This is a genomic window from Micromonospora sp. DT228 (assembly GCF_049841595.1).
Lineage (GTDB): Bacteria > Actinomycetota > Actinomycetes > Mycobacteriales > Micromonosporaceae > Micromonospora.
This window is the reverse complement of sequence record NZ_JBNCKO010000001.1, coordinates 590,826-614,516: the sequence shown is the minus strand read 5'-3', so window position 1 is coordinate 614,516 and position 23,691 is coordinate 590,826. Positions and strand designations below refer to the sequence as shown.

Sequence of the window (23,691 nt, the reverse complement as noted above, 5' to 3'; positions counted from 1 at the left end):
CACCGGGTCGGGTACCGCCGACATAACGGGAGCAGACGGGCCCATGGGCAGCATCGTCGCCGAAAACCGCAAAAGCCTGATGCTCTTTTCCGGACGTGGCTTTCCGGAGTTGGCCAAGGAGATCGGTGAGGTGCTCGGCGTCGCGCCGACCCCGGCCGACGCCTACGAGTTCGCCAACGGCGAGATCTTCGTACGGTTCAGGGACTCGGTGCGTGGATCGGACGCCTTCGTGGTGCAGTCCGTCACGCACGGGGTGAACACCTGGGTCATGGAGACCCTGATCATGGTGGACGCGCTGAAGCGGGGGTCGGCCAAGCGGATCACCGTGGTGCTGCCGTTCTACCCGTACGCGCGACAGGACAAGAAGCACCGCGGTCGGGAGCCGATCTCGGCCCGTCTCGTGGCGGACCTGTTGAAGACCGCCGGCGCGAACCGCATCCTCACCGTCGACCTGCACACCGCGCAGATCCAGGGCTTCTTCGACGGCCCGGTGGACCACCTCTTCGCCATGGACATCCTGGCCGAGTACGTGGAGCACAAGTACGCCGGCCGGCCGATGACAGTGGTGGCACCGGATTCCGGCCGGGTACGGGTGGCCGAGCGGTGGACCGACCGGCTGGGCGGTTGCCCGCTGGCGTTCATCCACAAGACCCGTGACCCGATGAAGCCGAACCAGGTCGTGGCCAACCGGGTGGTCGGCGAGGTGGAGGGCCGGGTCTGTCTGATCGTCGACGACATGATCGACACCGGTGGCACGATCGCCAAGGCCGCGGACATCCTCAAGGAGTCGGGAGCGGCGGAGATCGTTGTCGCGTCCACCCACGCGCTGCTGTCCGATCCGGCGACTGAGCGCCTGAAGAACAGCTCGATCAGCGAGATCGTGGTGACGAACACGTTGCCGCTCCCGCCGGAGAAGCAGCTGGACAAGCTCACCGTGCTGTCGATCGCGCCGCTGCTGGCGCGGGCGATCCGGGAGGTCTTCGACGACGGCTCGGTGACCACCCTCTTCGGCGGCCTGAGCTGAGCGCGGCCTGAGCTGAGCGCGGCCTGAGCTGAGCGCGGCCTGAGCTGAGCGCGGCCTGAAGTGAGCGCGGCTTGAGCCCCGTTTCCGCCAGTCGACACGCCGGTGGGTCTCCGGACTGACAAACTGGGGGAAACGGGGCTGGTGCGCTGGCGGGAACACCGTCGGCGCGACGGCTTGGAGCCGTGACCGGGGACTGCCGGAAACCCTGGAAACAGCTCGGGTAGACTGGTGCGGTTGCCACGGCGAGGGTGCCCGGCGGGCCGCTGAAAAGCGCCGCACGGAGGCACCGTCATCGACGCGGTGCTCCGGGCAGTCGTTCATGACGCATGAGCCCCAGCGAGCCCCTCGCCCCAGCACCGCCAGACGACAAGCCGCCGCAGCGAAAAGCATCAGGAGTTTCCCCGTGTCCGAGGTAAAGATCAGCGCCGAGCCCCGCACCGAGTTCGGCAAGGGTGGTGCCCGCCGTACCCGCCGGGCCGGCTTGGTGCCCGCCGTGCTTTACGGCCACGGCGAGAAGCCCAAGCACATCGCGCTGCCGTCGCGGGAGTTCGCCGCCGCGATCCGCAAGGGCGGTGCCAACCAGCTCTTCGCGATCGACATCACCGACGGCACCCAGGTGCTGGCGCTGCCGAAGGCGATCCAGCGGGACCCGATCCGGGACACCTTCGAGCACGTCGACCTGATCCTGGTCCGCCGGGGCGAGAAGGTCACCGTCGACGTTCCGGTGCAGCTGACCGGCGAGGCCGCCCGGGACACCCTGATCGTGCACGACCACGACACCCTCTCGGTGACCGCCGACGCCACAAAGGTTCCGGACCACCTCGAGGCGTCGATCGAGGGCCTGGAGGCGGGCAGCCAGGTGACCGCCGCCGACGTCGAGCTGCCGTCCGGCGTCGAGCTGGTCGCCGATTCGGAGCTGACCGTCGCATCGGTGACCGCTGCCCCCACCGCCGAGCAGCTTGAGGCGACGCTGCCCGAGGTCGAGGTGGCCACCGACGAGGCTGAGGCCGAGGTTGGCGAGACGACCGAGGGCTCCGAGGGCGCGGACACCACCGAGGGCGGCGAGACCACCGAGGCGCGTACCGAGGCCTGATCGGTTCGAACTTTGCGACAGGCGCTCCCGGACGTTCGGGGGCGCCTGTCGGCGTATCGGGTGGGATGAGCGTCGAAAGGGACGGGTCGTGACGGACGAGGTGGCGGGGCCGTGGCTGGTGGTCGGCCTGGGCAACCCGGGTCGGGAGTACGCCGGGAACCGGCACAACGTCGGGTTCATGGTGGTCGACCTGCTGGCCGGGCGACTGGGCGCGCGGTTCGGCAGGCACAAGCGGGCGGTGGCCGAGGTGGCCGAGGCGCGACTGGGATTCGGTGGGCCGAAGCTGGTGCTGGCGAAGCCACTGACGTACATGAACCTCTCCGGTGGGCCGGTGGCCTCCCTGGCCCAGTTCTACAAGGTGCCGACGGGCCAGGTGATCGCGGTGCACGACGAGCTGGACATCGACTTCGGCCAGGTGCGGATCAAGTTCGGCGGCGGCGAGGGCGGGCACAACGGCCTGCGCTCGATGTCGAAGTCGTTGGGCACGAAGGACTACGCCCGGGTCCGGTTCGGCGTCGGCCGACCGCCGGGGCGGCAGGATCCGGCGGATTACGTGCTGTCGGATTTCGGCACGGCAGAGCGCAAGGAAGTGGATTTCCTTGTCGACCGGGCTGCTGACGTGGTGGAGTCGGTGATCGTCAAGGGCGTGGAGCCGACGCAGAACCTCTACCACGGGGGCTGAGCCGGGCGAGGCGTACCGGATCGGAAACGGTTGGCCGGTAGTCTGCGCCTTTCGGCGTGCCGCGATCGGCGACGTGGTCGCGGCGAATCGGTCCGTGCGGGCACGGGTCGCGGCGAGGCGACAGGAGCGGGCAGATGACCAGTCCTCCGATGATCGACGGCGCGTTCGCCCGATGGTTGGCGTCCCGGGCCGGGCAGGCGCTGCTCGACCTGCGCGCCGAGATGGGCTTCGCGGACGGCGGCGCGCTGAAGTCGGCCGGGGACAAGGTGTCGCACGACCTGATCCGCACGGAGTTGGCGAAGTGGCGGCCCGGCGACGCGGTGCTCTCCGAGGAGGACGAGGGGTCGCGGTTGGCCTGGGCGGCGGAGGTGAACGCCGGGGCGGTGTCGCGGTTGACCTCGGACCGAGTGTGGATCATCGATCCGCTGGACGGCACCCGCGAGTTTTCCGAGGAGGGCCGCTCGGACTGGGCGGTGCACGTGGCGCTCTGGGCGCGCAGCGCGCCGAGCCCACACGGGCTGGTCGCCGGGGCGGTGGGGCTGCCGGCGCAGCACCGGGTGCTGGGCACGGACTACCCGCCGGCGTACCCGCCGATGACGGTGGAGGCCGCGACGGCCGGCGTGCGGAAGATCCGCCTGGCGGCCAGCCGGAGCCGACCGCCCGTCTTCCTGACCGACCTGGCCGAGGACGTCGGCGCGCATCTGGTGCCGATGGGCTCGGCCGGCGCGAAGATCGCCGCCGTGGTCACCGGCGAGGTGGACGCGTACATCCACGCCGGTGGGCAGTACGAGTGGGACTCGGCGGCCCCGGTGGCTGTGGCGACGGCCACCGGACTGCACGCTTCCCGGATCGATGGATCTGCGCTGAAATACAACGAGGCGGATCCGCGCCTGCCGGACCTGCTGGTCTGTCGCAAGGATCTCGCCAGCCGGTTGCTTGCAGCGTTGCAAAGACATTCCGGGTAGCCTGAGCGCACTTTCTTGACATGTCCGACCGGAAAGGTCTGGAAATCGGATGAGCGAGCGAATCGAGCCGGTGTCATGACAACCCCCGCCGCCTACCGGGTCTCCCACCTGGACGCCCTGGAGGCGGAGAGCATCTTCGTGATGCGCGAGGTGGTCGCCGAGATGGAACGCCCGGTGCTGCTCTTCTCCGGCGGCAAGGATTCGATCGTCATGCTGCGGTTGGCGCAGAAGGCGTTCGCCCCGGCCAGCATTCCCTTCCCCGTCATGCACGTCGACACCGGGCACAACTTCCCCGAGGTGCTGGAATACCGCGACCAGCGGGTCGCCGAGCTGGGGTTGCAACTCGTGGTCGCGAGCGTGCCGGAGGCGCTGGCCAGCGGCATGGTCCGGGAGTCCGGCGACGGGATGCGCAACCGGATTCAGACGCCGGTGCTGCTGGACGCGGTGGAGAAACACCGCTTCGACGCGCTGTTCGGCGGCGCGCGCCGTGACGAGGAGAAGGCGCGGGCCAAGGAGCGGGTGTTCAGCTTCCGCGACGAGTTCGGCCAGTGGGACCCGAAGAACCAGCGGCCGGAGTTGTGGTCGCTCTACAACGGCCGCCACCACCCGGGCGAGTCGATCCGGATCTTCCCGCTGTCCAACTGGACCGAGCTGGACGTCTGGCACTACATCGCCCGGGAACACATCCCGCTGCCCTCGATCTACTACGCGCACGAGCGCGAGGTGATCGAGCGGGACGGCATGGTCTACGCGGTGAACGAGTTCTTCCGCCCCCGCGCGGGTGAGGAGCGGTTCAAGGCGCAGGTGCGCTACCGCACCGTCGGCGACGCCTCCTGCACCGCGGCGGTCCGCTCCGACGCGGACACCGTGGAGAAGGTCATCGAGGAGGTGGCGGCCACCCGGATCACCGAGCGCGGCGCCACCCGTGGTGACGACCGGGTCAGCGAGGCCGCCATGGAGGACCGCAAGCGGGAGGGCTACTTCTGATGAGTACCGAGATCATGGCCCCGGCCGCCGAGGCGCGGGCGATGGACCTGCTGCGCTTCGCCACGGCCGGCAGCGTGGACGACGGCAAGTCGACACTTATCGGCCGGCTGCTCTACGACACCAAGTCGCTCTTCACCGACCAGTTGGCCGCGGTGGAGGCGGTCAGCGCGGCCCGCGGTGACGAGTACACGAACCTGGCACTGCTCACCGACGGTCTGCGGGCCGAGCGGGAGCAGGGCATCACCATCGACGTGGCGTACCGGTACTTCGCCACCCCGCGCCGCAAGTTCATCATCGCCGACACCCCCGGGCACATCCAGTACACCCGCAACATGGTCACCGGGGCGTCCACCGCCGACCTCGCGTTGATCCTGGTGGACGCGCGCAAGGGCCTGGTCGAGCAGTCCCGCCGGCACGCGTTCCTGTGCTCGCTGCTGCGGGTGCCGCACCTGGTCCTCTGTGTCAACAAGATGGACCTGGTGGACTGGTCGCAGGAGGTCTACGAGCAGATCGCCGACGAGTTCACCGCGTTCGCCGCGAAGCTCGACGCACCGGACCTGACAGTGGTGCCGATCTCCGCGCTGCGCGGCGACAACATCGTCGCCCGCTCGGAGAACATGCCCTGGTACGAGGGCCCGTCGCTGCTGCACCACCTGGAGCGGGTGCACATCGCGAGCGACCGCAACCTGGTCGACGTCCGGTTCCCGGTGCAGTACGTGATCCGGCCGCAGTCCACCACTGTCACCGACTACCGCGGCTACGCCGGTCAGGTGGCCTCCGGGGTGCTCAAGCCGGGCGACGAGGTGATGGTGTTGCCGTCCGGCTTCACCAGTCGGATCTCCGCCGTGGAGACCGCCGACGGGCCGGTGCCGGAGGCGTTCCCGCCGATGTCGGTGACGGTACGGCTGGCCGACGAGATCGACATCTCCCGGGGTGACCTGATCTGCCGGCCGAACAACGCGCCGGCGGTGGCCCAGGACATCGAGGCGATGGTCTGCTGGATGGACGAGACGGCCCCGCTGCGGGTCGGCGGTCGCTACGCGATCAAGCACACCACCCGGTCGGCACGGGCGATCGTGCGGGGGTTGCACTACCGGTTGGACATCAACTCGCTGCACCGCGACGAGTCGGCCGACGAGCTGCGGCTCAACGAGATCGGCCGGGTGCGGCTGCGGACGACGGTGCCGCTGCTCGCCGACGAGTACCGCCGCAACCGCACCACCGGAGGCTTCGTCATCATCGACGAAGCCACGAACCGCACGGTGGGCGCCGCCATGATCGTCGAGGCCACCTGACCCGACGCCCGGCCCACCGCCCGCCCGCGCCCGCCGCCGGCAAGATCGCGCTCGATCCACGAAGTAGTGGCCTCGCCCAACGGGTGAGGCCACTACTTCCATGTTCGAGCACGTTCACCCCGACGGGGTGGGTGGTCAGGACAGGCGGGTGGCGCCGGGAGAGGGGAGGACCGTCAGGGTGCCGGGGGCCGTGAAGCCTCGCTCGGCGTAGGCGGCCTCGACGGCGGCGGCGGTCTCGTCGGCGCGGTCGACCTCGATCAGGGCCAGGACGCAGCCGCCGAAGCCGCCGCCGGTCATCCGGGCGCCGAGCGCGCCGGCCGCCAACGCCGCCTCGACCGCCGTGTCGATCTCCGGCACGGTGATCTCGAAGTCGTCGCGCATGGAGACGTGCGACGCGGTGAGCAGCGGGCCGATGTCGCGGACCCGGGCCGCGCGCAGCAGCGCCACCGTGTCCAGTACGCGTTGGTCCTCGGTGACCACGTGCCGGACCCGTCGCCGAGTCTCCTCGTCGTCGAGCTGGGCCAGCGCGGTGTCGAGCTGGTCGACACCCACGTCCCGCAGCGCGGCGACGCCGAGCGCGGCGGCCCCGGCCTCGCAGGAGCGGCGGCGGGCCGCGTACTCACCGTCGGCGTGCCGGTGCGGCGCCCGACTGTCGATGACAAGCACCGCCAGACCGGCGGCGTCCAGGTCGAACGGGATCTGCTCGACCGACTCGTCGCGGCAGTCCAGGAAGAGGGCGTGCCCGGCACGGCAGCGGATCACCGCGGACTGATCCATGATCCCCGTCGGGGCGCCCACGTAGACGTTCTCCGCCCGCTGCGCCAGCCGGGGCTGGAGCTCCGCGGGCAACTCCAGCCCACCCAGGTCGAGCAGGGCAGCCAGCACGGCCGACTCCAACGCGGCCGAGGAGGAGAGCCCGGAGCCCAGCGGCACGTCGGAGGCGATCGCCAGCCGTGCGCCCGGGACCGGATGGCCGGCCTCGCGCAGCGCCCAGACCACCCCTGCGACGTACGCGCCCCAGCCGGTCACCCGGCCGGCCTCGGCGACGTCGTCCGCCCCGAAGGTGATCGTCTCGTCGGACAGCTCGGACCAGACCGTCCACTGCTCCGCGTCCTGCCGGTCGGCGGCGACGACGGTCCGCAACGGCAGCGCGAAGGGCAGCACGAACCCTTCGTTGTAGTCGGTGTGCTCGCCGATCAGGTTGACCCGGCCGGGAGCCGCCCAGCGGCCGGCGGCCTGGCCGCCGTACCGCGTGGTGAAGCCGGCGGCGGCCCGGTCGGCGACGGCACGCGTGGGGTCGGTCACGGCTGCTGCTCCAGGATGTGCGTGCGGTAGAAGGCCCAGGCGTCGCCGACCATGTCGTGCAGGGTCGGCTTCTGCGGCACCCAGCCCAGCTCGTCGCGGGCCAACGCGGAGGAGGCGACCAACTCGGCCGGGTCACCCTCGCGGCGCGGGGCCACCTCGACGGGCAGGTGGTGCCCGGTGACCTCGCGGACCACGTCGGCGACCTGGCGGTTGGTGAAGCCGTTGCCGTTGCCCAGGTTGTAGATCCGGTGTTGGCCGCTGGTGGCCGCGTCCAGCGCCAGCAGGTGCGCGCGGGCCAGGTCGGCGACGTGGATGTAGTCGCGGACGCAGGTGCCGTCCAGAGTGGGGTAGTCGTCGCCGAAGAGCTGGAGCTTCTCCCGCCGGCCGGCGGCGACCTCAAGCGCGATCGGGATCAGGTGTGTCTCCGGGTCGTGCCGTTCGCCGAGCGCGACGTCGCCGTCGAGATGGGCGCCCGCCACGTTGAAGTAGCGCAGCGACACGGCGGCCAGCCCGTGCGCGATCGTCTCGGAGGTGAGCGCCATGTCGGCGGCGAGCTTCGTGGCGCCGTACGTGTTTGTGGGCGCCTTGACCGCGGTCTCCGGAATCGGCAGTTGGGTGGGGTTGCCGTAGACGGCCGCGGTGGAGGAGAAGACCATGCGGGGCACCCCGGCGGCCCGGACCGCGTCGATCAGGGCGAGCGTGCCGACCGTGTTGTTCTGCCAGTACAGCTCCGGCTTGACCATCGACTCGCCGGCGGCGATCAGGGCCGCGAAGTGCAGCACCCCGTCGAAGCCGGCGTCGGGGGTGAGGACGCGGGCGGCGTCGTGGATGGACGCCTCGACGTGGGTCGCGTCCGGGGCGAGCGACTCGCGGTGCCCGGTGCGCAGGTCGTCGAGGACGACCACCTGGTGACCCGCGTCGAGCAGCATCCGGGTCACTACGCTGCCGATGAAGCCGGCGCCCCCGGTGACGAGCAGTTTCACGTCGTTTGCCTCCTGCCTGGCCCGCCCGGGACGTGGCCTTCGCTGATCACCCTAGGGTGGCGGCCGGTGCCCGTACCGACGGCACCGCCAACCTCATTCCATCATAAACTCTCATGATTAAACAGAGCCGAACATGCGGGGTACGCTCCGCCCGATCCCCGGTGCGGCGAGCAAACGGTGTCTACCATCTCTGTCATGCGGGAAGCGGCCCGTAGCGGGCTCCGGCGACACGTGCGGGTGCGACCCCGCCGCGACCCCGGGCCGCTCGCCCGAGCCGTCGCCCGCGTGCTGGTCCGCACCGCCGACGGCGCCTCCCGACTCGTCACCGACCTGCTCGGAGCCGGGCCGGCGGCCGGCCGGGAGCGCATCACCGAGGCCGAGTTGCGGGACCTGGTCGCGGCGAACACGCTGCTCGACCCGGACGAGCGGCGGATCATCGACGAGGTCCTGGTGGCCGGCGCCAGCCTGATCCGCGAGGTGATGATGCCGCGTACCGAGGTCGTCTTCCTCCCGGCGCGGCTCACCATCACCGAGGCTGCCCGGCTGGTCCGCGCCGAGACGCACACCCGCTACCCGGTCACCGACGGCACCCACGACGACGTGGTCGGCTTCGTGCACCTCCGGGACGTGCTGCTGCGCCCGGACGCCGATCCGTGTGCCACCGTCGGCGAACTGGCGCGGGAGGTGAAGCGACTTCCCGGAAGCAAACGGGTGTTACCCGCGCTGACCGAGATGCGCCGGGAGGGCCAGCACCTGGCGGTGGTGGTCGACGAGTACGGCGGCACCGCCGGCATCGTCACGCTGGAGGACCTCATCGAGGAGTTGATCGGCGAGATCCGCGACGAGTACGACAACCCGCCGGACCCGGTGCACGCCGGCCTGCCGGCCGTGGTGGACGGCCGCCTCAACCTCGCCGACTTCGCCGAACGGACCGGGGTGGCGCTGCCCGCCGGGCCGTACGAGACGGTCGGCGGGTTCGTGATGGCCGCGCTGGGTCGGCTTCCGGTGACCGGCGACGAGGTGCCGGTGCCCAGCGAGCCGGCCGACGTCGGCGGGCCGGATCCGGCCGACCCCCCGGAGGGCTGGCTACTGCGGGTCCTCGCGCTGGACGGCCGTCGGGTGGCGCGGCTCGCGGTCTCCGCCGTCCGCGTGCCGGACCAGCGCCGCGAGCAGGACACCGGGCAGCGCCGCGAGCAGGACACCGGGCAGCGCCGCGAGCAGGACACCGGGCAGCGCCGCGAGCACGGTGTCGGGCCGGCGCGGGAGACGGTGGCCGGGCAGCGCCGTGGGTCGCCGGCCGGGCCGACGCGCCGGGTTGGTCCGGGCGCGCCACCCGAGGTCAGCACCCCGACACCGGCGGGCCGTGGCCGACCCGCCGGCCCGTCATGACGGACCCGCTTGCTTGCTGACAGAATTATCGCCATGTCCGACGTTCCCGCCCGTCCCCGCGTCTTCTCCGGCATCCAGCCGACGGCCGACTCGTTCCATCTCGGCAACTATCTGGGTGCGGTGCGGCACTGGGTGGCGTTGCAGGACACCCACGACGCGTTCTACTGCGTGGTGGACCTGCACGCCATCACCGCGGGGCACGACCCGGCGCTGTTGCGGCAGCGGACGCGGGTGGCCGCCGCCCAGCTCTTCGCGGTCGGGCTCGACCCGGACCGCAGCACCCTGTTCGTGCAGTCGCAGGTGCCCGAGCACCCGCAGCTGGCCTGGGTGCTCGGCTGCATCACCGGCTTCGGCGAGGCCAGCCGGATGACCCAGTTCAAGGACAAGTCGCAGAAGCAGGGCAACGAGCGGGCCAGCGTAGGGCTGTTCACCTACCCGGTCCTGCAGGCCGCCGACATCCTGCTCTACCAGGCCAACGCGGTGCCGGTCGGCGAGGACCAGCGCCAGCACCTGGAGCTGTCCCGGGATCTGGCCCAGCGGTTCAACTCGCTGTTCGGCCCGACGTTCACGGTGCCTGCGCCGCACATCGTCAAGGACACCGCGAAGATCACTGACCTTCAGGACCCGACGGCGAAGATGTCCAAGTCGTCGTCCTCGCCGGCCGGCATCATCGACCTGCTGGAGGATCCGGCCCGATCCGCGAAGAAGATCCGGTCGGCGGTGACGGACACCGGTCGGGAGATCGTCTTCGACGCCGAGACGAAGCCGGGTGTGTCCAATCTGCTGACCATCTACTCGGCGCTCAGTGGCCGCGGGATCGACGAGTTGGTGGCCGCGTTCGCGGGCCGCGGCTACGGCGACCTGAAAAAGGAGCTGGCCGAGGTGGTGGCGGAGTTCGTCCGTCCGGTCCAGGAACGCACCCGCGCCTACCTCGACGACCCGGCACAGTTGGACAAGCTGCTCGCCGCCGGCGCGGAGAAGGCCCGCGCGGTGGCGGCGGCAACCCTGCGGTCCACGTACGAGCGGGTCGGTTTCTTCCCGCCCGTGCGCGGCGAGTAGCTCCGCGGGACAGGTGGACGGGTCGGTGGCCGGAGGGGCGGCGCGAAGCGTGGATCGCAGTGGCGGGGTGCCGCCGACCGGCGACACCATCCAGATCGGCATCGCTGTGGACATTCCCGAGCCCTGGGGTGCCCAGCTCACCCGGCGGCGGGTCGAGGCCGGCGACCCGCTCGCGGTGCCCGCGCACGTGACGTTACTCGGGCCCACCGAGATCCGGTCGGCCAGCCTGCCCGCCGTCGAGCGGCATCTGGCCGACGTCGCCGCCACGCACCTGCCGTTCGCGCTGCACCTGCGGGGCACCGGCACGTTCCGTCCGGTCACCCAGGTCGTGTTCGTCGCGGTGGCCGCCGGCATCAGCGAGTGTGAGTTGCTGGCCGCCGCCATCACCGCGACGCCGGACCTTCACCGCAAGGCCCGCTTCCCGTACCATCCGCACGTCACCGTGGCGCAGGACGTGGCACCGGAGACCCTGGACCGGGTGTACGAGGATCTGGCCGACTTCTCCGCGATGTTCGAGGTCGACGCGTTCACTCTCTTCTCGCACAGCGGGGAGGCCCGGTGGCAGCCGCGTCGGGACTTCCGCCTCGGCATCTGAACCGTCGGCGACGCGCCGGTCGGTGCGCATCGGAAGCCGGTTGCCACTACGGCGGTGGGAGATCGGCGAGGATGATCGCGTGAACGTGATCGGCTGGATCGAAGCGGGCATCGACCGCTGGGTGAGCACCGCGCGCCGCCGGTCGGGGCTCTTCGATCACGTGTGGCGTGCCGGCGCCCTGTACGGGGAGGTGCTGGCCGGGCGGCTGGCCGCCGCGATCGCCTACTACGGCTTCTTCGCGGTGTTCGCCCTCGCCCTTGTCGCGTTCTCCATCTTCGGCGCGATCCTGGAGGACAACGACGACGTCAGCGCCGCGGCAGCCGACTTCCTCAAGGAGAACCTGCCTTTCCTGGACGCCGAGCAGATCGCCAACTCCAGCGGCACGGTCGGTGTGGTCGGCCTGGTCATCCTGGTCTTCACCGGGATCGGCTGGGTGGAGGCCATCCGGTCCTCGCAGCGGCTGATGTACCACCTCAACCAGCAGCCGGGAAATCTGGTGATCCGGCGGTTGGTCGACCTGGGCGTGATGATCGGCATCTTCGTGCTGCTCGGCCTCTCGGTCGCGGCGGTGGACGCGCTGGAGTCGTTGCTGCGTTTCCTGTTGCGCAGCACCGGGTCGGTCGGTCTCACCACGATCAGTGCGGTGCTCAGCGTGCTCGTCAACGCGGTCCTCGCCACCGCGTTGCTCCTCGCGGTGCCCCGGCTGCGGATGAGCCGGTCCCGGCTGCGTCCGGTGGTGCTGCTGGTGGCGGTCGGCATCACCCTGCTGAACACGGTGGGGCGGTACTACGTGGTGCGTACCGAGCGCAATCCGGCGTACACGGTGGTGGCCGGTGCCGTCGGTCTGCTGCTCTACCTCTATCTGCTCAACCAACTTGTGCTGTTCGGTGCCGCGCTCCTCGCCACCAGCAGGAACGGGCGGGTGGTGGACCTGGCCGAGGCCGCCGCCCCGGCGGGCGTGGTGGACGACGACACCGATCCCGGCACGCCAGGTGGCGCGAGTTGAGGACGGAAGGTGTGCGGATGCTGATCTCGGTCGACCCGGACTCGTCGGTGCCCCCGTACGAGCAGGTCAGGGGGCAACTCGCCGAGCTGATCGGCGACGGTCGACTGCCGGTCGGGTGCCGACTGCCCACCGTCCGGCAGCTCGCCGCCGACCTGGGTCTGGCCGCGAACACGGTGGCTCGGGCGTACCGGGAGTTGGAGGCCGCCGGGCTGCTGGAGACCCGCGGGCGCAACGGCACCTTCGTCGCCCCCGGCCGGGACGACGCCGTCGATCGGCTCCAGCGGGCGGCGGCCGGCTACGCGGCCGAGGCGGCGCGGCTCGGCGTACCGCCGGCCACCGCGCTCGCGCTGGTCCGCGCCGCCCTGGATGCCGTCCGCCCCGGCTGACCGCCGCAGGTCCGCCACCGGACAGGGGAAAACTGAGCCGAAAGCCGTCGGCGCTCGCGTTGGCGGACCATGATGAGCCGGTGGGCGCACTCATGACACTTGACCTGCCGGCCGACTCGCCGCTCCTCGGGCTGCCCTGGATCATCACCTTCGGTCCGCTCGGTGACCTCGACGAGTGGGAACCGGTGGTCTGCGGGCCGTACGAGCGGCCGCACGCGTTGGCGCTGGCCGAGGCGGTGGTGGCCGAGGAGCAACTGATGGCGGTGGTGGAGCCGCTGCTGCCGGCGCTGTCCGCCGACGAGATCCGCAGCGAGATCGCCGCCGCCCAGGTCGCCGCCGAGGACGAGGCCCGCCAGGTCGAGGGGGCCGATCTGTACGGCGACTTCGAGGACGTGATCGACGAGGAGTTGGACGCCGCCGCCGACGAGGCTGGCCACGGCGCGCCCGCCGAGCCGCCGGACGAGGCCGAGGTACGCGCCGGCCTCACCCGGATCGCGGCGCTGCTCACCGCGAAGTGATCCCGGCGGGCGTCAGCGGGTCGGCGGGCCGTCCAGCACGCAGAACGGCGGCACCACGCAGAACGGCGGCACACGGACACCGGCGCCACGCGGAGCGGACTCCGCGTGGCGCCGGTGACACCTCACCCCCCACCACAAGGGGCCGGTAGCCCAGCCGCCCGTCGGCGCGGGGCACAACGAACGACCAGGTCGAGAGGTTGTTACCCGCTCAGCGCCGTTGTAACCAGACAGCCGCGTCAACGGGCAGCAACCGGCCGGCGTCCGGCCCGGTGAGCGCGTCGCTGGCGACGAGCGGCAGACCGTACCCGTCGATCGGGACCGGGACGCCGCTGAGGTTGACCACGCAGGTCAGTGCGGTGTCGCCGGCGTTGCGGGCGAAGGCCAGCACGCCCGGCTCGCTCTCCAGCCAGGTGATCCCGCCGGTCTCGTCGGCCAGCGCCGGGTGCTGGTGCCGGATCCGTAGTGCGGTCCGGTACAGCTCCAGCGTCGAGTCGGGCACGCCGGTCTGCGCGGTGACGGACAGGGCCCGCCAGGTTGCCGGGGTGGGCAGCCAGCTCAGCTCGCTGCCGGCCGGGCCGAAGCCGTACGGGGCCAGCTCGCCGCTCCACGGGATGGGCACCCGGCAGCCGTCGCGGCTCTCGCCGGTGCGCGGGAACGCCGGGTCCTGGCGCAGCTCGTCCGGAAGGTCGAGGACCTCCGGCAGGCCCAGTTCCTCGCCCTGGTAGAGGTAGGCGCAGCCGGGCAGGGCGAGCATCAGCAGGCTGGCGGCGCGGGCCCGGCGCAGCCCTTCGACGCCGTCGCCGTAACGGGTGACGTGCCGCTGCTTGTCGTGGTTGGACAGTACCCAGGTGGTCGGCGCCCCGACGACGCTCGCCTCGGCCAGAGCCGTGTCGATCACCTTGCGGAACGAGTCGGCCGACCAGGTGGCGTCGAGGAAGTCGAAGCTGAACGCCTGGTGCAACTCGTCCGGGCCGATGTAGCGCGCGAGGCGCTGGGGCGTCTCGGCCCACGCCTCGGCGACCGCCATCCGACCCCCGGGGTAGCTGTCCAGGATGGGTCGCCAGGCGCGGTAGATCTCGTGCACCTCGTCCTGGTCGAAGTAGGGGAGCCGGCCCTTGCCGAGCAGTTCGACCTGGCGCTGGCCGGTGGTCGTCGTGCTGAAGCCGACGTCCGGCAGCCCCTCGGCCTTGATCATGCCGTGCGCCACGTCGATGCGGAATCCGTCCACGCCCCGGTCCAGCCAGAACCGCAGCACGTCCTCGAACTCGGCGCGGACCTCCGGGTGCCGCCAGTTCAGGTCCGGTTGCGCGGGGTCGAAGAGGTGCAGGTACCACTGGCCGTCCGCGACCCGGGTCCAGGCGGGGCCTCCGAAGATGCTCTCCCAGTCGTTCGGGGGCAGCTCGCCGTGGGTGCCCTGGCCCTCGGCGAAGAGGTAGCGGGCCCGCTCCGGCGAGCCGGGGCCGGCGGCGAGCGCGGCGGTGAACCACGTGTGTGCGTGGGAGGTGTGGTTGGGCACCAGGTCGACGATGATCCGCAGACCGAGGGCGTGCGCGTCGCCGATCATCGCGTCGAAGTCCGCGAGGGTGCCGAACATCGGGTCGACGTCCCGGTAGTCGGCGACGTCGTACCCGCCGTCGATCATCGGGGAGGTGTAGAAGGGTGTCAGCCAGAGCGCGTCCACCCCGAGGTCGCGCAGGTACGGCAGGCGTTGCCGGATGCCCTGGAGATCGCCGGTGCCGTCGCCGTCGCTGTCGGCGAAGCTGCGGACGTACACCTGGTAGACGACCGCGGAGCGCCACCAGTTGTGATCATCGGTGCGGGGTGGGGTGGCGGTGCTGATCATCGGAGCAATATGCCGCCCGGCAGCTGCAAGAGTCAAGCAGATCTTGCGTAAGGCAGACGTGCGGCGCTCGGCACGACGGCGGTGGAGCCGCGCACCACCAGCTCCGGGCGGAACAGGTACTCCGAGTGCGGAGCGCCGTACCCGTTGATCTCGTCCACCAGCGCGCGGACGGCGGCCACCGCCATCGCGGCGACCGGCTGCCGCACGGTGGTCAGCGGCGGGTCGGTGAAGGCCATCAGCGGCGAGTCGTCGTAGCCGACCACGGAGACGTCGGCGGGCACGCGGAGGCCGCGTTGGCGGGCCGCCCGGATCGCGCCGAGCGCCATCAGGTCGGAACCACAGACCACGCCCGTGACACCGCGGTCGAGCAGTCGCCCGGCCGCCGCCTCGCCACCCTCCACACCGAACAGCGACAGCTCGGCGAGTGGGTCGAGGTTGGCCTCCGCGACACCCGCGAGTCGGGTCATCGCGGAGCGCCAGCCGGCCACCTTGCGCCGTACCGGAACGAACCGGTCCGGGCCGGTGATCAGGCCGATCCGTCGGTGCCCGAGCGCGACCAGGTGGGCGACGGCCAGCTCGGCGGCCTCCCGGTCGTCACAGGAGACGAAGGGGGCGGCGACGTCCGGCACGTGTCCATTGATCATCACGATCGGCAGCGGTCGGGCGATCAGCGCCCGGTAGCGGTCGTGGTTGGCGGCGGTGTCGGCGTGCAGACCGGAGACGAAGACGATGCCGGAGACCTGCCGGTCCAGCAGCATCTCCACGTACTCGTCCTCGGTCACGCCGCCGGCGGTCTGGGTGCAGAGCACCGGGGTGAACCCGCTCTGCGCCAGGGTCGACTCGATGACCTGGGCGAAGGCCGGGAAGATCGGGTTGTCCAGCTCCGGCACCACAAGGCCGACCAGTCCGGCGCTGCGCTTGCGCAGCCGGGCCGGGCGCTCGTAGCCGAGCACGTCAAGTGCGGTGAGGACGGCCTGCCGGGTTTCCGCTGCCACGCCGGGGCGGTCGTTGAGCACCCGCGACACCGTGGCCTCGCTGACTCCGGCCTGCTGGGCGATGTCGGACAGTCGAGCGCGCATGGCGGCACTTTAGCCCACCGGCAAGTTCTTGCGAGGCGCCCTGCAAACCATTGCAATTCCGGCAATAAGTTGCCGGCTGCGGCTTCCCTGGCTCGCCGACACGACTCGCGGCCGGAGCCGGCGGCAGCGCCGAGGGGCGCCGACGCGCCGACCGGTTGGTCCCCCTACTACAAAGTGTCGTTGATGGGGGAGGATGAGCGACGTGGAAGCGCTGCGACTCATCCTCCTCTATGTCCATCTGATCGGCTTCGCCCTGCTGCTCGGCGGCTCGATCGCCCAATACATCAGTGGCCGGCTGCGGATCAACCCGGCGATGCTCTGGGGGGCGGTGATCCAGTTGCTGACCGGGCTCGGCCTCTCCGCGCCGCTGCGCGACGGCGACGAGCCGGCACTCGCGAAACTTGTGACGAAGTTGGTCATCGCGTTGCTGATCTTCGTCATGGTCTTCTTCTCGCGGAAGCGGGACGTGGTAAATCGCGGTCATTTCCTCGCGATAGTCGGTCTGACCCTGGTCAACGCGGCGGTCGCGGTCTTTTGGCGGTAACGTCCGAGGGGGGCCGCCGCCCCCGGGAAACGGACGTTACGGACGCCTGGACACGCCGTTACCAGCACCAGGAGTGACGTGCCCCACGCAAGGGTTACACCCGGGTAACAGGCGCTCAACAGTCGTGCACGATTGTCGGCCGGTGGGTGGGCGCGGGCGTACGCTCCCGTCCGTAACGTGGGACAGCCGGCGGCACACCGCAGGTCGGCTGATGGGCTGCCACCGCACTAGGCGCGGTGAGCAATGGGAAGGAGACGTCTTGCGCTCGGTGCGTGGGATGCGGATCGCCTCGATCGTCGCGGTGGGTGGGCTCGCGCTCACCGCCGCCGCTTGTGGCGAGGCCCCCAAGGATGACAACAACGCCGGCAGTGGCGCCAAGAAGTTCAGCGCCTGCATGGTGACCGACGTCGGCGGCATCGACGACAAGTCGTTCAACGCCTCGGCCTGGCAGGGTCTGAAGGACGCCAAGGCCGCCAACGACAACATCGACATCAAGTTCGTCGCGTCGAAGGCGGAGGCCGACTACGAGCCGAACCTGACGCAGTACGTCAACCAGAAGTGTGACTTCATCCTGGCGGTCGGTGGCCTGATGGCCAACGCCACCTCGAAGATCGCCAAGGCGAACCCCAACCAGGAGTTCGGCATCGTCGACGCGAACCCGGGTGACGCCAACGTCTACCCGATGCAGTTCGACACCGCCCAGGCCGCGTTCCAGGCCGGTTACCTGGCCGCCGGGATGACCAAGAGCGGCAAGGTCGCCACCTACGGCGCCCTGCCGATCCCGCCGGTCACCATCTTCATGGACGGCTTCGTCGACGGCGTGGCGTACTTCAACACCACCAAGAAGAAGAGCGTCCAGGCGCTGGGTTGGAACAAGGAGACCCAGAAGGGTTCCTTCACCAACGACTTCGCCAAGCAGGACGAGGGCAAGAAGGTCTCCGACGCGCTGGTCGCCCAGGGTGCGGACATCATCATGCCGGTCGCCGGCGGCTCCGGCCTCGGCACCACCGCCGCGGCCAAGGCCTCGGGCGGCAAGTACAGCACCATCTGGGTGGACGTCGACGGCTGCCAGAGCACCCCGGACTGCTCGGCGATCATCACCACGGTCGTCAAGAACATCCCGGAAGCCGTCAAGGAGGCCGTGGTCAAGGCCGCCGGCGGTGACAAGCTGCCGGCCAAGCCGGGCTTCGTCGGCACCCTGGCCAACACCGGTGTCTCGCTCGCCCCGTACCACGACTTCGACAGCAAGGTCCCGGCCGAGCTGAAGGCGGAGATCGACAAGATCAAGGCCGACATCGCCGCCGGCACCATCACCGTCACCTCGAAGGCCCAGCCGACCAAGTGACAACCGGCCGGCCCCTCCGGTGAGATCATCGGGGGGTCGGCGGGGGACAGGTACGACCGACCGGCCGCTCTGGCCCCGCGGGTGACCGTGGGGTCGGAGCGGCCGATCGCGCACCACGTCAACCAGGCCGCTCCGGTCGGGTAGACGGCAGCTAGGCTGCACCATCGCTCGCACTCCAGGAGGTTGCGCTGAGACTCGAACTGCGCGGCATCACCAAGCGGTTCGGTGATCTGGTCGCCAACGACCACATCGACCTGACGGTGGAGCCTGGAGAGATTCACGCCCTGCTCGGCGAGAACGGCGCGGGCAAGTCGACACTGATGAACGTGCTCTACGGGCTCTACCAGCCCGACGAGGGCGAGATCCTGGTCGACGGCAAGCCGTTGAAGCTGAAGGGCCCGTCCGACGCGATCGACGCCGGGATCGGCATGGTGCACCAGCACTTCATGCTGGTGCCGGTGTTCACCGTCGCCGAAAACATCATGCTCGGCGCCGAGCAGACCCGGGGCGGCATCGCCGGCTTCCTGGACCGGCGTCGCGCCCGGCGCGAGGTCACCGAGGTGTCCGAGCGCTACAACCTGCGGGTCGACCCGGACGCGGTGATCGAGGACCTGCCGGTCGGCATCCAGCAGCGCGTCGAGATCGTCAAGGCGCTCACCCGCGACGTCGACCTGCTCATCCTGGACGAGCCGACCGCCGTGCTCACCCCGCAGGAGACCGAGGAACTGCTGACGGTCATGCGGTCGCTCAAGGCGGCCGGCAAGTCGATCGTCTTCATCACCCACAAACTGGGCGAGGTCAAGGCCATCGCCGACCGGATCACGGTGATCCGACGCGGAAAGACCGTGGGCACCGCGTCGCCGGAGGCCAGCCGGGACGAGCTGGCGGCCCTGATGGTCGGGCGCAACGTCCGGCTGACGGTGGACAAGGCCCCGGCCACTCCCGGTGAGCCCGTGCTGGAGGTGGCCGGGCTCGTCGTCGACGACGACCGGCAGATCCGCGCGGTCGACGGGGTGGACCTGACCGTGCGCGCCGGTGAGGTGCTCGGCGTGGCGGGCGTACAGGGCAACGGTCAGACCGAACTGATCGAGGCGATCATGGGCCTGCGGCCGGTGCTCGCCGGCACGGTCAGCCTGGTCGGCGACCGGATCGACGGCTGGAAGCCCAAGAAGGTGCTCCGGGCGGGCGTCGGCTACGTGCCCGAGGACCGCAGCGTGGACGGCCTGGTCAAGGAGTTCAGCGTCGCGGAGAACCTGGTGCTGGACATCTACGACCGACCGCCGTTCGGCGCCGGGCTCGCGCTGAAGCCGGACGCGATCGCCGCCTCGGCGAAGGAGCGGATCGAGCAGTTCGACGTCCGCACCTCATCGGCCGACGCGGCGGTGGGCACCCTCTCCGGCGGCAACCAGCAGAAGGTGATCGTGGCCCGGGAGCTGTCCCGGCCGCTGAAGCTCTTCATCGCCGCCCAGCCGACCCGTGGCGTCGACGTCGGGTCGATCGAGTTCATCCACAGCCAGATCATCCGCGAGCGGGACATCGGCACCGCCGTCATGGTGGTCTCCAGCGAACTCGACGAGGTGATCGGGCTGGCCGACCGGATCGCGGTGATGTACCGCGGTCGGATCATCGGCATCGTCGGCCCGGACACCCCGCGTGAGGAGATCGGCCTGTTGATGGCCGGCATCAGCCCGGACGTGGCCCACGAGGCCGGCGCGCCACCGGCTGCCGGCAAGCCCGGCGCGCCACCGGCTGCCGGCAAGCCCGGCGCGCCACCGGCCGCCGGCAAGCCCGGCGGTGCAGACGGGAGCCCGGCGCGCGACGCGGGCTCCGCGAGCGAGGACGAGGCATGACCAACCCCCCCAACCCGCAGTCCGGCTCGCCGGACAAGGAGCCGGCGAGCGAGGCGCAGGCCGCGCAGAACACGCTCGGCAACACCGAGCGTGCCGAGACGGCGACGAAGCCAGGCAGCCCGGCGCCGCAGCAGAAGCCGAGTCTGGGTCGGTTGTTCATGGACAACCTCTGGGCGGCGAACACCTTCACGGTGACCCTGCTGTCGCTGGTGTTGGCGATCGTGGTCGGCGCGGTGCTGATGATCGTTTCTGATCCGACGGTGCTGTCCACCTACTCGTACATCACCTCCCGACCGTCCGACGCGATCAACTCCAGCTGGACCCTTGTCAGCGAGGCGTACGCGAACCTGTTCAAGGGCTCGGTCTTCGACCCCGAGGCGTTCGCCGCCTGGGCGGACGGCACCGGTAGCTGGCAGGCAGTGCTCGCGCCGATCTCCGAAACGCTCACCTACGCCGCGCCGCTCGTCTTCACCGGCCTGTCGGTGGCGCTGGCCTTCCGGGGCGGCCTGTTCAACATCGGCGCCCAGGGTCAGGCCACCATCGGCGTGATCATGGCGGCCCTGGCAGGCTTCCTGCTGCCCCTGCCGCCCGGCCTGCACCTCCTGGTGGCGGTGCTGGCCGGCGCGCTGGGCGGGGCGATCTGGGGTTTCATCCCCGGCATCCTCAAGGCCCGCGCCGGCGCGCACGAGGTGATCAACACGATCATGCTCAACTACGTCGCCACGTACTTCCTGACCTGGTTGATCGTGCAGAACGGCGTGCAGGACCCGACCCGTACCGACGCGATCAGCAAGGCGGTGGACACCTCCGCCCAGCTGCCCCGACTGCTCGGCGACAACCTGCGGGTGCACGCCGGCATCCTGCTCGCCGTGCTGGCCACCTGGGCGGTGGCCTGGCTGCTGAACCGCTCGACGCTCGGCTTCGAGCTGCGCGCGGTCGGCGCCAACCCGGACGCCGCCCGCACCGCGGGCATCAGCGTGACGCGGACGTACATCCTGATCATGGTCTTCGCCGGCATCCTGGCGGGCCTCGGCGGCTCGAACATGGTGCTCGGCTCGACCGCCAGCGCGTTGACCCCGCTCGTGGTCGCGCAGATCGGCTTCGACGGCATCCTGGTGGCCCTGCTGGGGCGGGTGAAGCCCTGGGGGGTGCTGCTCGCCGCGTTGCTGTTCGGGGCGCTGCAGGCCGGTGGCAACCGGATGCAGTCGTACTCCGGGATCTCGCTCGAGCTGGTGACCGTGCTGCAGGCGCTGATCGTCATCTTCATCGCCGCGCCGGCCCTGGTGAAGGCGATCTTCCAGCTCCGGGCCGCGCGCGCCGCCCGGTTGCAGACGAGCCTGGCGAAGGGCTGGTAACTCATGTCCACCATGGCTGTCCCCGACATCGCCGTCGCCCCTGTCGACGAGGGCTTCTGGACCCGGAGCCGAAAGGTCGGCCTCACCCTGCTGGGGCTCGGCCTGCTGGCCGCGGTGCTCTTCGGCGCGCTCGCCACCGACCAGCAGGCCCGGTTCACGCTCAGCGACGACGCGGCTGGCGCCGCACTGGAGATCAACGGCACGATCGGGGCGATCCTGTTCGGGATCATCACCATCGCCGCCGGTGCGGCCCTGCTCGCCGGAGTGCCGAAACGATGGTTCCTCCCCGTGCTCGGGGTGGGGCTCGTCGGCTTCGTGCTGTCGTTCCTCTGCTGGCAGGTCTCCGCCGCGCCGGCCGGGCAGAATTTCATGCCGCTCGTCAACATCATCCGGGGCACGTTCATCCTGGCCCTGCCGCTGATCTTCGGCGCGCTCGCCGGTGTGCTCTGCGAACGATCCGGCGTGGTCAACGTGGCCATCGAGGGCCAGTTGCTGATGGGCGCCTTCAGCGGCGCGCTCTTCGGCAGCATCTCGGGCAACGTCTGGGTGGGTCTGGTCGCCGCCGCCATCGGCGGCGCGTTCATCTCGCTGCTGCTGGCCGTGTTCGCCATCCGCTACCTGGTCGACCAGGTCGTCATGGGCATCGTGCTGAACCTGCTCGCGGTAGGCGTCACCGGGTTCCTCTACGAGCGGCTGATGCAGACCGACGCGGCGAAATACAACAGCGCGCCCCGGTTCAGCAACTGGGAGATCCCGCTGCTGAAGGACATCCCGGTGCTCGGGCCGGCGCTGTTCCGCGGCAACATCTTCCTCTACCTCGGCCTACTGCTGGTCCTGGTGATCCACATCGGGTTGTTCCGGACCCGGTGGGGGCTGCGGACCCGTTCGGTGGGCGAACACCCGATCGCCGCCGACACGCTCGGCGTCAAGGTGCTGCGGGTGCGCTACCGCAACGTGCTGCTGGCCGGGGTGGTGGCCGGCATCGGCGGCGCGTCCTACACGCTGGCGCTCTACTCGTTCACCAAGAACATGATCGGCGGTAAGGGCTTCATCGCGCTTGCCGCACTGATCTTCGGCCGATGGAACCCGACGGGTGCGCTGCTCGCCGCGCTCTTCTTCGGGTTCGCCGACCAACTCGCCACCTACCTGGGCGCGATCAGCAGCTCGATCCCCAGCCAGTTCCTGGCCATGCTGCCCTACCTGGCCACCATCCTGGCGGTCGCCGGCCTGGTCGGTCGGGTCCGGGCACCGGCCGCCGACGGCAAGCCGTACATCAAGGGCTGACGCCTGGGCCGTGCCCGGCGGGCCTCCCCGCCGGGCACGGCCCGCGTCCATCCAGCCCCTTCCAGGAGTACGCCCAGACGTGGCGCATCGTGAATACGGCTGTGCAGACGCAAGAAAGGCCGCCAGCGAGCACGAGCACGACGTTGGGCAGGTTGTCGGCCACCTCGTCCCATGATCAGGTGATGGAAAGTAGGTGTCAGGGGCGACTCTGACCTACTTTTCATCACCTGATCATCGAAGCGGGTGCGGTGGCGCGGCCGAGTTTCCGAAGGGTGCCCGTGCAGCCGGCCCTGCTCGCTTCTGACCTGGGCTCCTTGGGCAGAATGGTGGCATGACCGACATTGACTGGGCGCGGCTGCGCGCCGCCGCAACCGAGGCGATGCGGCACGCGTACGCGCCGTACTCCACGTTCCCCGTCGGCGCGGCCGCGCTTGTCGACGACGGCCGCGTGGTGGTCGGCTGCAACGTGGAGAACGCGGCGTACGGGGTGACTCTCTGCGCCGAGTGCGGGGTGGTCTCCAGCCTGCACGCCACCGGCGGGGGTCGACTCGTGGCGCTGTCCTGCGTCGACGCGACCGGTGAGCCGCTGATGCCGTGTGGTCGTTGCCGGCAACTCCTCTGGGAGCACGGCGGGCCGGAGTGCCTGATCGAGAGCAAGACCCGCCCGCTGCGGATGGCCGAGTTGCTGCCGCACGCCTTCGGTGTGGAGGACCTGGAAGCCGTCACCGGGGAGACGCCGGTGCCTGTGGTGCCGGAGCGGCTGGCCGCCTGGCGCGGGCGCGGCACCGTCTTCGTACACCCGGACATGTCGGCCGGGCAGCAGGTCTGGACCGCGTACTGGGAGCGGTCGGCCGGAGACGACGTCGGCGCCGAGACCGGGGTGCTGGAGGAGGCCCCGAGCTGGGACGACCCGGCCGAGGCGATCACCTGGGGCCTGGCCCGGACACCGCGTGTGGTGGTGGTCGACGCGACCGGCACCATCTTCTGGGCCGGCGAGGGTGAGCCGCCTTTGGAGATCCCGGTTCGGTGGGGTTGAGCTTTGGGGATGGGGCCGACCGTGCCCGGCTCCGGGCGGTCAGGCTTGATCCCTCCGCCGGGCACGGT

Annotated in this window: 21 protein-coding genes and 1 pseudogene; 18 read left to right on the top strand and 4 right to left on the bottom strand. The window is 70.6% G+C overall.

Translation table 11 applies throughout. The annotated features are described in order from the left end of the window. Positions 1–43 precede the first annotated feature (43 nt). From ACLQ29_RS02675 to ACLQ29_RS02650, 6 genes are all read left to right on the top strand, one after another. Complete coding sequence (locus ACLQ29_RS02675) at positions 44–1,024, top strand: ribose-phosphate diphosphokinase (RefSeq protein ID WP_393366200.1); 981 nt, start codon at positions 44–46, stop codon at positions 1,022–1,024. Positions 1,025–1,427: 403 nt separating this feature from the next. Further along, complete coding sequence (locus tag ACLQ29_RS02670) at positions 1,428–2,117, top strand: 50S ribosomal protein L25/general stress protein Ctc (RefSeq protein WP_425770056.1); 690 nt, start codon at positions 1,428–1,430, stop codon at positions 2,115–2,117. Between the two features lie 88 nt (positions 2,118–2,205). Beyond that, a complete protein-coding gene (gene pth, locus ACLQ29_RS02665; RefSeq protein WP_425770055.1) occupies positions 2,206–2,799 on the top strand; it encodes an aminoacyl-tRNA hydrolase in 594 nt (197 codons plus the stop codon). Between the two features lie 134 nt (positions 2,800–2,933). Then, on the top strand, positions 2,934–3,764 hold the full coding sequence (locus ACLQ29_RS02660; protein ID WP_393366206.1) for an inositol monophosphatase family protein: 831 nt from the start codon (positions 2,934–2,936) through the stop codon (positions 3,762–3,764). A gap of 75 nt (positions 3,765–3,839) precedes the next feature. Next, positions 3,840–4,751: a sulfate adenylyltransferase subunit CysD gene (gene cysD / locus ACLQ29_RS02655; RefSeq protein WP_425770054.1), complete on the top strand. Its 912-nt coding sequence runs from the start codon at positions 3,840–3,842 to the stop codon at positions 4,749–4,751. After that, entirely contained in the window at positions 4,751–6,046 is a 1,296-nt protein-coding gene (locus tag ACLQ29_RS02650; protein ID WP_425770053.1) for a sulfate adenylyltransferase subunit 1, read from the top strand. The genes cysD and ACLQ29_RS02650 overlap by 1 nt, the downstream gene beginning before the upstream one ends. Positions 6,047–6,181: 135 nt before the next feature. Here the strand turns inward: ACLQ29_RS02650 and galK are convergent, their stop codons facing one another. Both galK and galE read right to left on the bottom strand, forming a co-directional pair. Continuing rightward, on the bottom strand, positions 6,182–7,351 hold the full coding sequence (gene galK, locus ACLQ29_RS02645) for a galactokinase (protein ID WP_425770052.1): 1,170 nt from the start codon (positions 7,349–7,351) through the stop codon (positions 6,182–6,184). After that, the gene (galE, locus tag ACLQ29_RS02640) at positions 7,348–8,334 is read right to left on the bottom strand and encodes a UDP-glucose 4-epimerase GalE (protein WP_425770050.1); all 987 of its coding nucleotides are present in this window, start codon (positions 8,332–8,334) and stop codon (positions 7,348–7,350) included. The genes galK and galE overlap by 4 nt, the downstream gene beginning before the upstream one ends. Before the next feature lie 195 nt (positions 8,335–8,529). On the opposite strand from galE, the pseudogene ACLQ29_RS02635 reads away from it, so the two are divergent. The 6 genes and pseudogenes from ACLQ29_RS02635 to ACLQ29_RS02610 all read left to right on the top strand — a co-directional run. After that, positions 8,530–9,504, top strand: a pseudogene (locus tag ACLQ29_RS02635) (hemolysin family protein); the annotation flags it as partial. Positions 9,505–9,756: 252 nt separating this feature from the next. Next, positions 9,757–10,782 (top strand): tryptophan--tRNA ligase, encoded by a 1,026-nt coding sequence (gene trpS / locus ACLQ29_RS02630; RefSeq protein ID WP_425770049.1) that lies wholly within the window; start codon positions 9,757–9,759, stop codon positions 10,780–10,782. Positions 10,783–10,795: 13 nt separating this feature from the next. Next, a complete protein-coding gene (locus ACLQ29_RS02625; protein ID WP_425770048.1) occupies positions 10,796–11,377 on the top strand; it encodes a 2'-5' RNA ligase family protein in 582 nt (193 codons plus the stop codon). Positions 11,378–11,456: 79 nt separating this feature from the next. Next, positions 11,457–12,383 (top strand): YihY/virulence factor BrkB family protein, encoded by a 927-nt coding sequence (locus ACLQ29_RS02620; RefSeq protein ID WP_425770047.1) that lies wholly within the window; start codon positions 11,457–11,459, stop codon positions 12,381–12,383. A gap of 17 nt (positions 12,384–12,400) precedes the next feature. Next, on the top strand, positions 12,401–12,769 hold the full coding sequence (locus tag ACLQ29_RS02615; protein ID WP_425770046.1) for a GntR family transcriptional regulator: 369 nt from the start codon (positions 12,401–12,403) through the stop codon (positions 12,767–12,769). Positions 12,770–12,849: 80 nt separating this feature from the next. Continuing rightward, positions 12,850–13,287 carry a hypothetical protein gene (locus ACLQ29_RS02610; protein ID WP_393366222.1) on the top strand — a complete coding sequence of 146 codons (438 nt, stop codon included), beginning with the start codon at positions 12,850–12,852 and terminating at the stop codon, positions 13,285–13,287. Positions 13,288–13,495: 208 nt separating this feature from the next. On the opposite strand, the gene ACLQ29_RS02605 is transcribed toward ACLQ29_RS02610, so the two are convergent. Together ACLQ29_RS02605 and ACLQ29_RS02600 are read right to left on the bottom strand one after the other, a co-directional pair. Then, the gene (locus ACLQ29_RS02605) at positions 13,496–15,130 is read right to left on the bottom strand and encodes a glycoside hydrolase family 13 protein (RefSeq protein WP_425770045.1); all 1,635 of its coding nucleotides are present in this window, start codon (positions 15,128–15,130) and stop codon (positions 13,496–13,498) included. Between the two features lie 32 nt (positions 15,131–15,162). After that, the gene (locus tag ACLQ29_RS02600) at positions 15,163–16,209 is read right to left on the bottom strand and encodes a LacI family DNA-binding transcriptional regulator (RefSeq protein WP_425770044.1); all 1,047 of its coding nucleotides are present in this window, start codon (positions 16,207–16,209) and stop codon (positions 15,163–15,165) included. 202 nt (positions 16,210–16,411) lie between these two features. On the opposite strand from ACLQ29_RS02600, the gene ACLQ29_RS02595 reads away from it, so the two are divergent. The 6 genes from ACLQ29_RS02595 (at position 16,412) to ACLQ29_RS02570 (ending at position 23,623) form a co-directional block, all read left to right on the top strand. After that, positions 16,412–16,753: a hypothetical protein gene (locus ACLQ29_RS02595; RefSeq protein WP_357559606.1), complete on the top strand. Its 342-nt coding sequence runs from the start codon at positions 16,412–16,414 to the stop codon at positions 16,751–16,753. 277 nt (positions 16,754–17,030) lie between these two features. Next, positions 17,031–18,098: a BMP family lipoprotein gene (locus tag ACLQ29_RS02590; RefSeq protein ID WP_425770162.1), complete on the top strand. Its 1,068-nt coding sequence runs from the start codon at positions 17,031–17,033 to the stop codon at positions 18,096–18,098. A 188-nt stretch (positions 18,099–18,286) separates the two neighbouring features. Continuing rightward, positions 18,287–19,948 (top strand): ATP-binding cassette domain-containing protein, encoded by a 1,662-nt coding sequence (locus ACLQ29_RS02585; protein ID WP_425770161.1) that lies wholly within the window; start codon positions 18,287–18,289, stop codon positions 19,946–19,948. Next, positions 19,945–21,303 carry an ABC transporter permease gene (locus tag ACLQ29_RS02580; RefSeq protein ID WP_425770043.1) on the top strand — a complete coding sequence of 453 codons (1,359 nt, stop codon included), beginning with the start codon at positions 19,945–19,947 and terminating at the stop codon, positions 21,301–21,303. The genes ACLQ29_RS02585 and ACLQ29_RS02580 overlap by 4 nt, the downstream gene beginning before the upstream one ends. Positions 21,304–21,306: 3 nt before the next feature. After that, a complete protein-coding gene (locus ACLQ29_RS02575; protein WP_425770042.1) occupies positions 21,307–22,587 on the top strand; it encodes an ABC transporter permease in 1,281 nt (426 codons plus the stop codon). Positions 22,588–22,918: 331 nt separating this feature from the next. Next, complete coding sequence (locus ACLQ29_RS02570; protein ID WP_425770041.1) at positions 22,919–23,623, top strand: cytidine deaminase; 705 nt, start codon at positions 22,919–22,921, stop codon at positions 23,621–23,623. Positions 23,624–23,691: the final 68 nt, after the last annotated feature.

Excerpts from the sequence above, each read along its gene's own strand:
- ACLQ29_RS02600 (WP_425770044.1), bottom strand. The coding sequence starts at position 16,209 with ATGCGCGCTCGACTGTCCGACATCGCCCAGCAGGCCGGAGTCAGCGAG.
- cysD (WP_425770054.1), top strand. The coding sequence starts at position 3,840 with ATGACAACCCCCGCCGCCTACCGGGTCTCCCACCTGGACGCCCTGGAG.
- ACLQ29_RS02615 (WP_425770046.1), top strand. The coding sequence starts at position 12,401 with ATGCTGATCTCGGTCGACCCGGACTCGTCGGTGCCCCCGTACGAGCAG.
- ACLQ29_RS02650 (WP_425770053.1), top strand. The coding sequence starts at position 4,751 with ATGAGTACCGAGATCATGGCCCCGGCCGCCGAGGCGCGGGCGATGGAC.
- ACLQ29_RS02590 (WP_425770162.1), top strand. The coding sequence starts at position 17,031 with ATGCGGATCGCCTCGATCGTCGCGGTGGGTGGGCTCGCGCTCACCGCC.
- ACLQ29_RS02580 (WP_425770043.1), top strand. The coding sequence starts at position 19,945 with ATGACCAACCCCCCCAACCCGCAGTCCGGCTCGCCGGACAAGGAGCCG.
- trpS (WP_425770049.1), top strand. The coding sequence starts at position 9,757 with ATGTCCGACGTTCCCGCCCGTCCCCGCGTCTTCTCCGGCATCCAGCCG.
- ACLQ29_RS02660 (WP_393366206.1), top strand. The coding sequence starts at position 2,934 with ATGACCAGTCCTCCGATGATCGACGGCGCGTTCGCCCGATGGTTGGCG.
- ACLQ29_RS02675 (WP_393366200.1), top strand. The coding sequence starts at position 44 with ATGGGCAGCATCGTCGCCGAAAACCGCAAAAGCCTGATGCTCTTTTCC.
- ACLQ29_RS02605 (WP_425770045.1), bottom strand. The coding sequence starts at position 15,130 with ATGATCAGCACCGCCACCCCACCCCGCACCGATGATCACAACTGGTGG.
- ACLQ29_RS02575 (WP_425770042.1), top strand. The coding sequence starts at position 21,307 with ATGTCCACCATGGCTGTCCCCGACATCGCCGTCGCCCCTGTCGACGAG.
- ACLQ29_RS02570 (WP_425770041.1), top strand. The coding sequence starts at position 22,919 with ATGACCGACATTGACTGGGCGCGGCTGCGCGCCGCCGCAACCGAGGCG.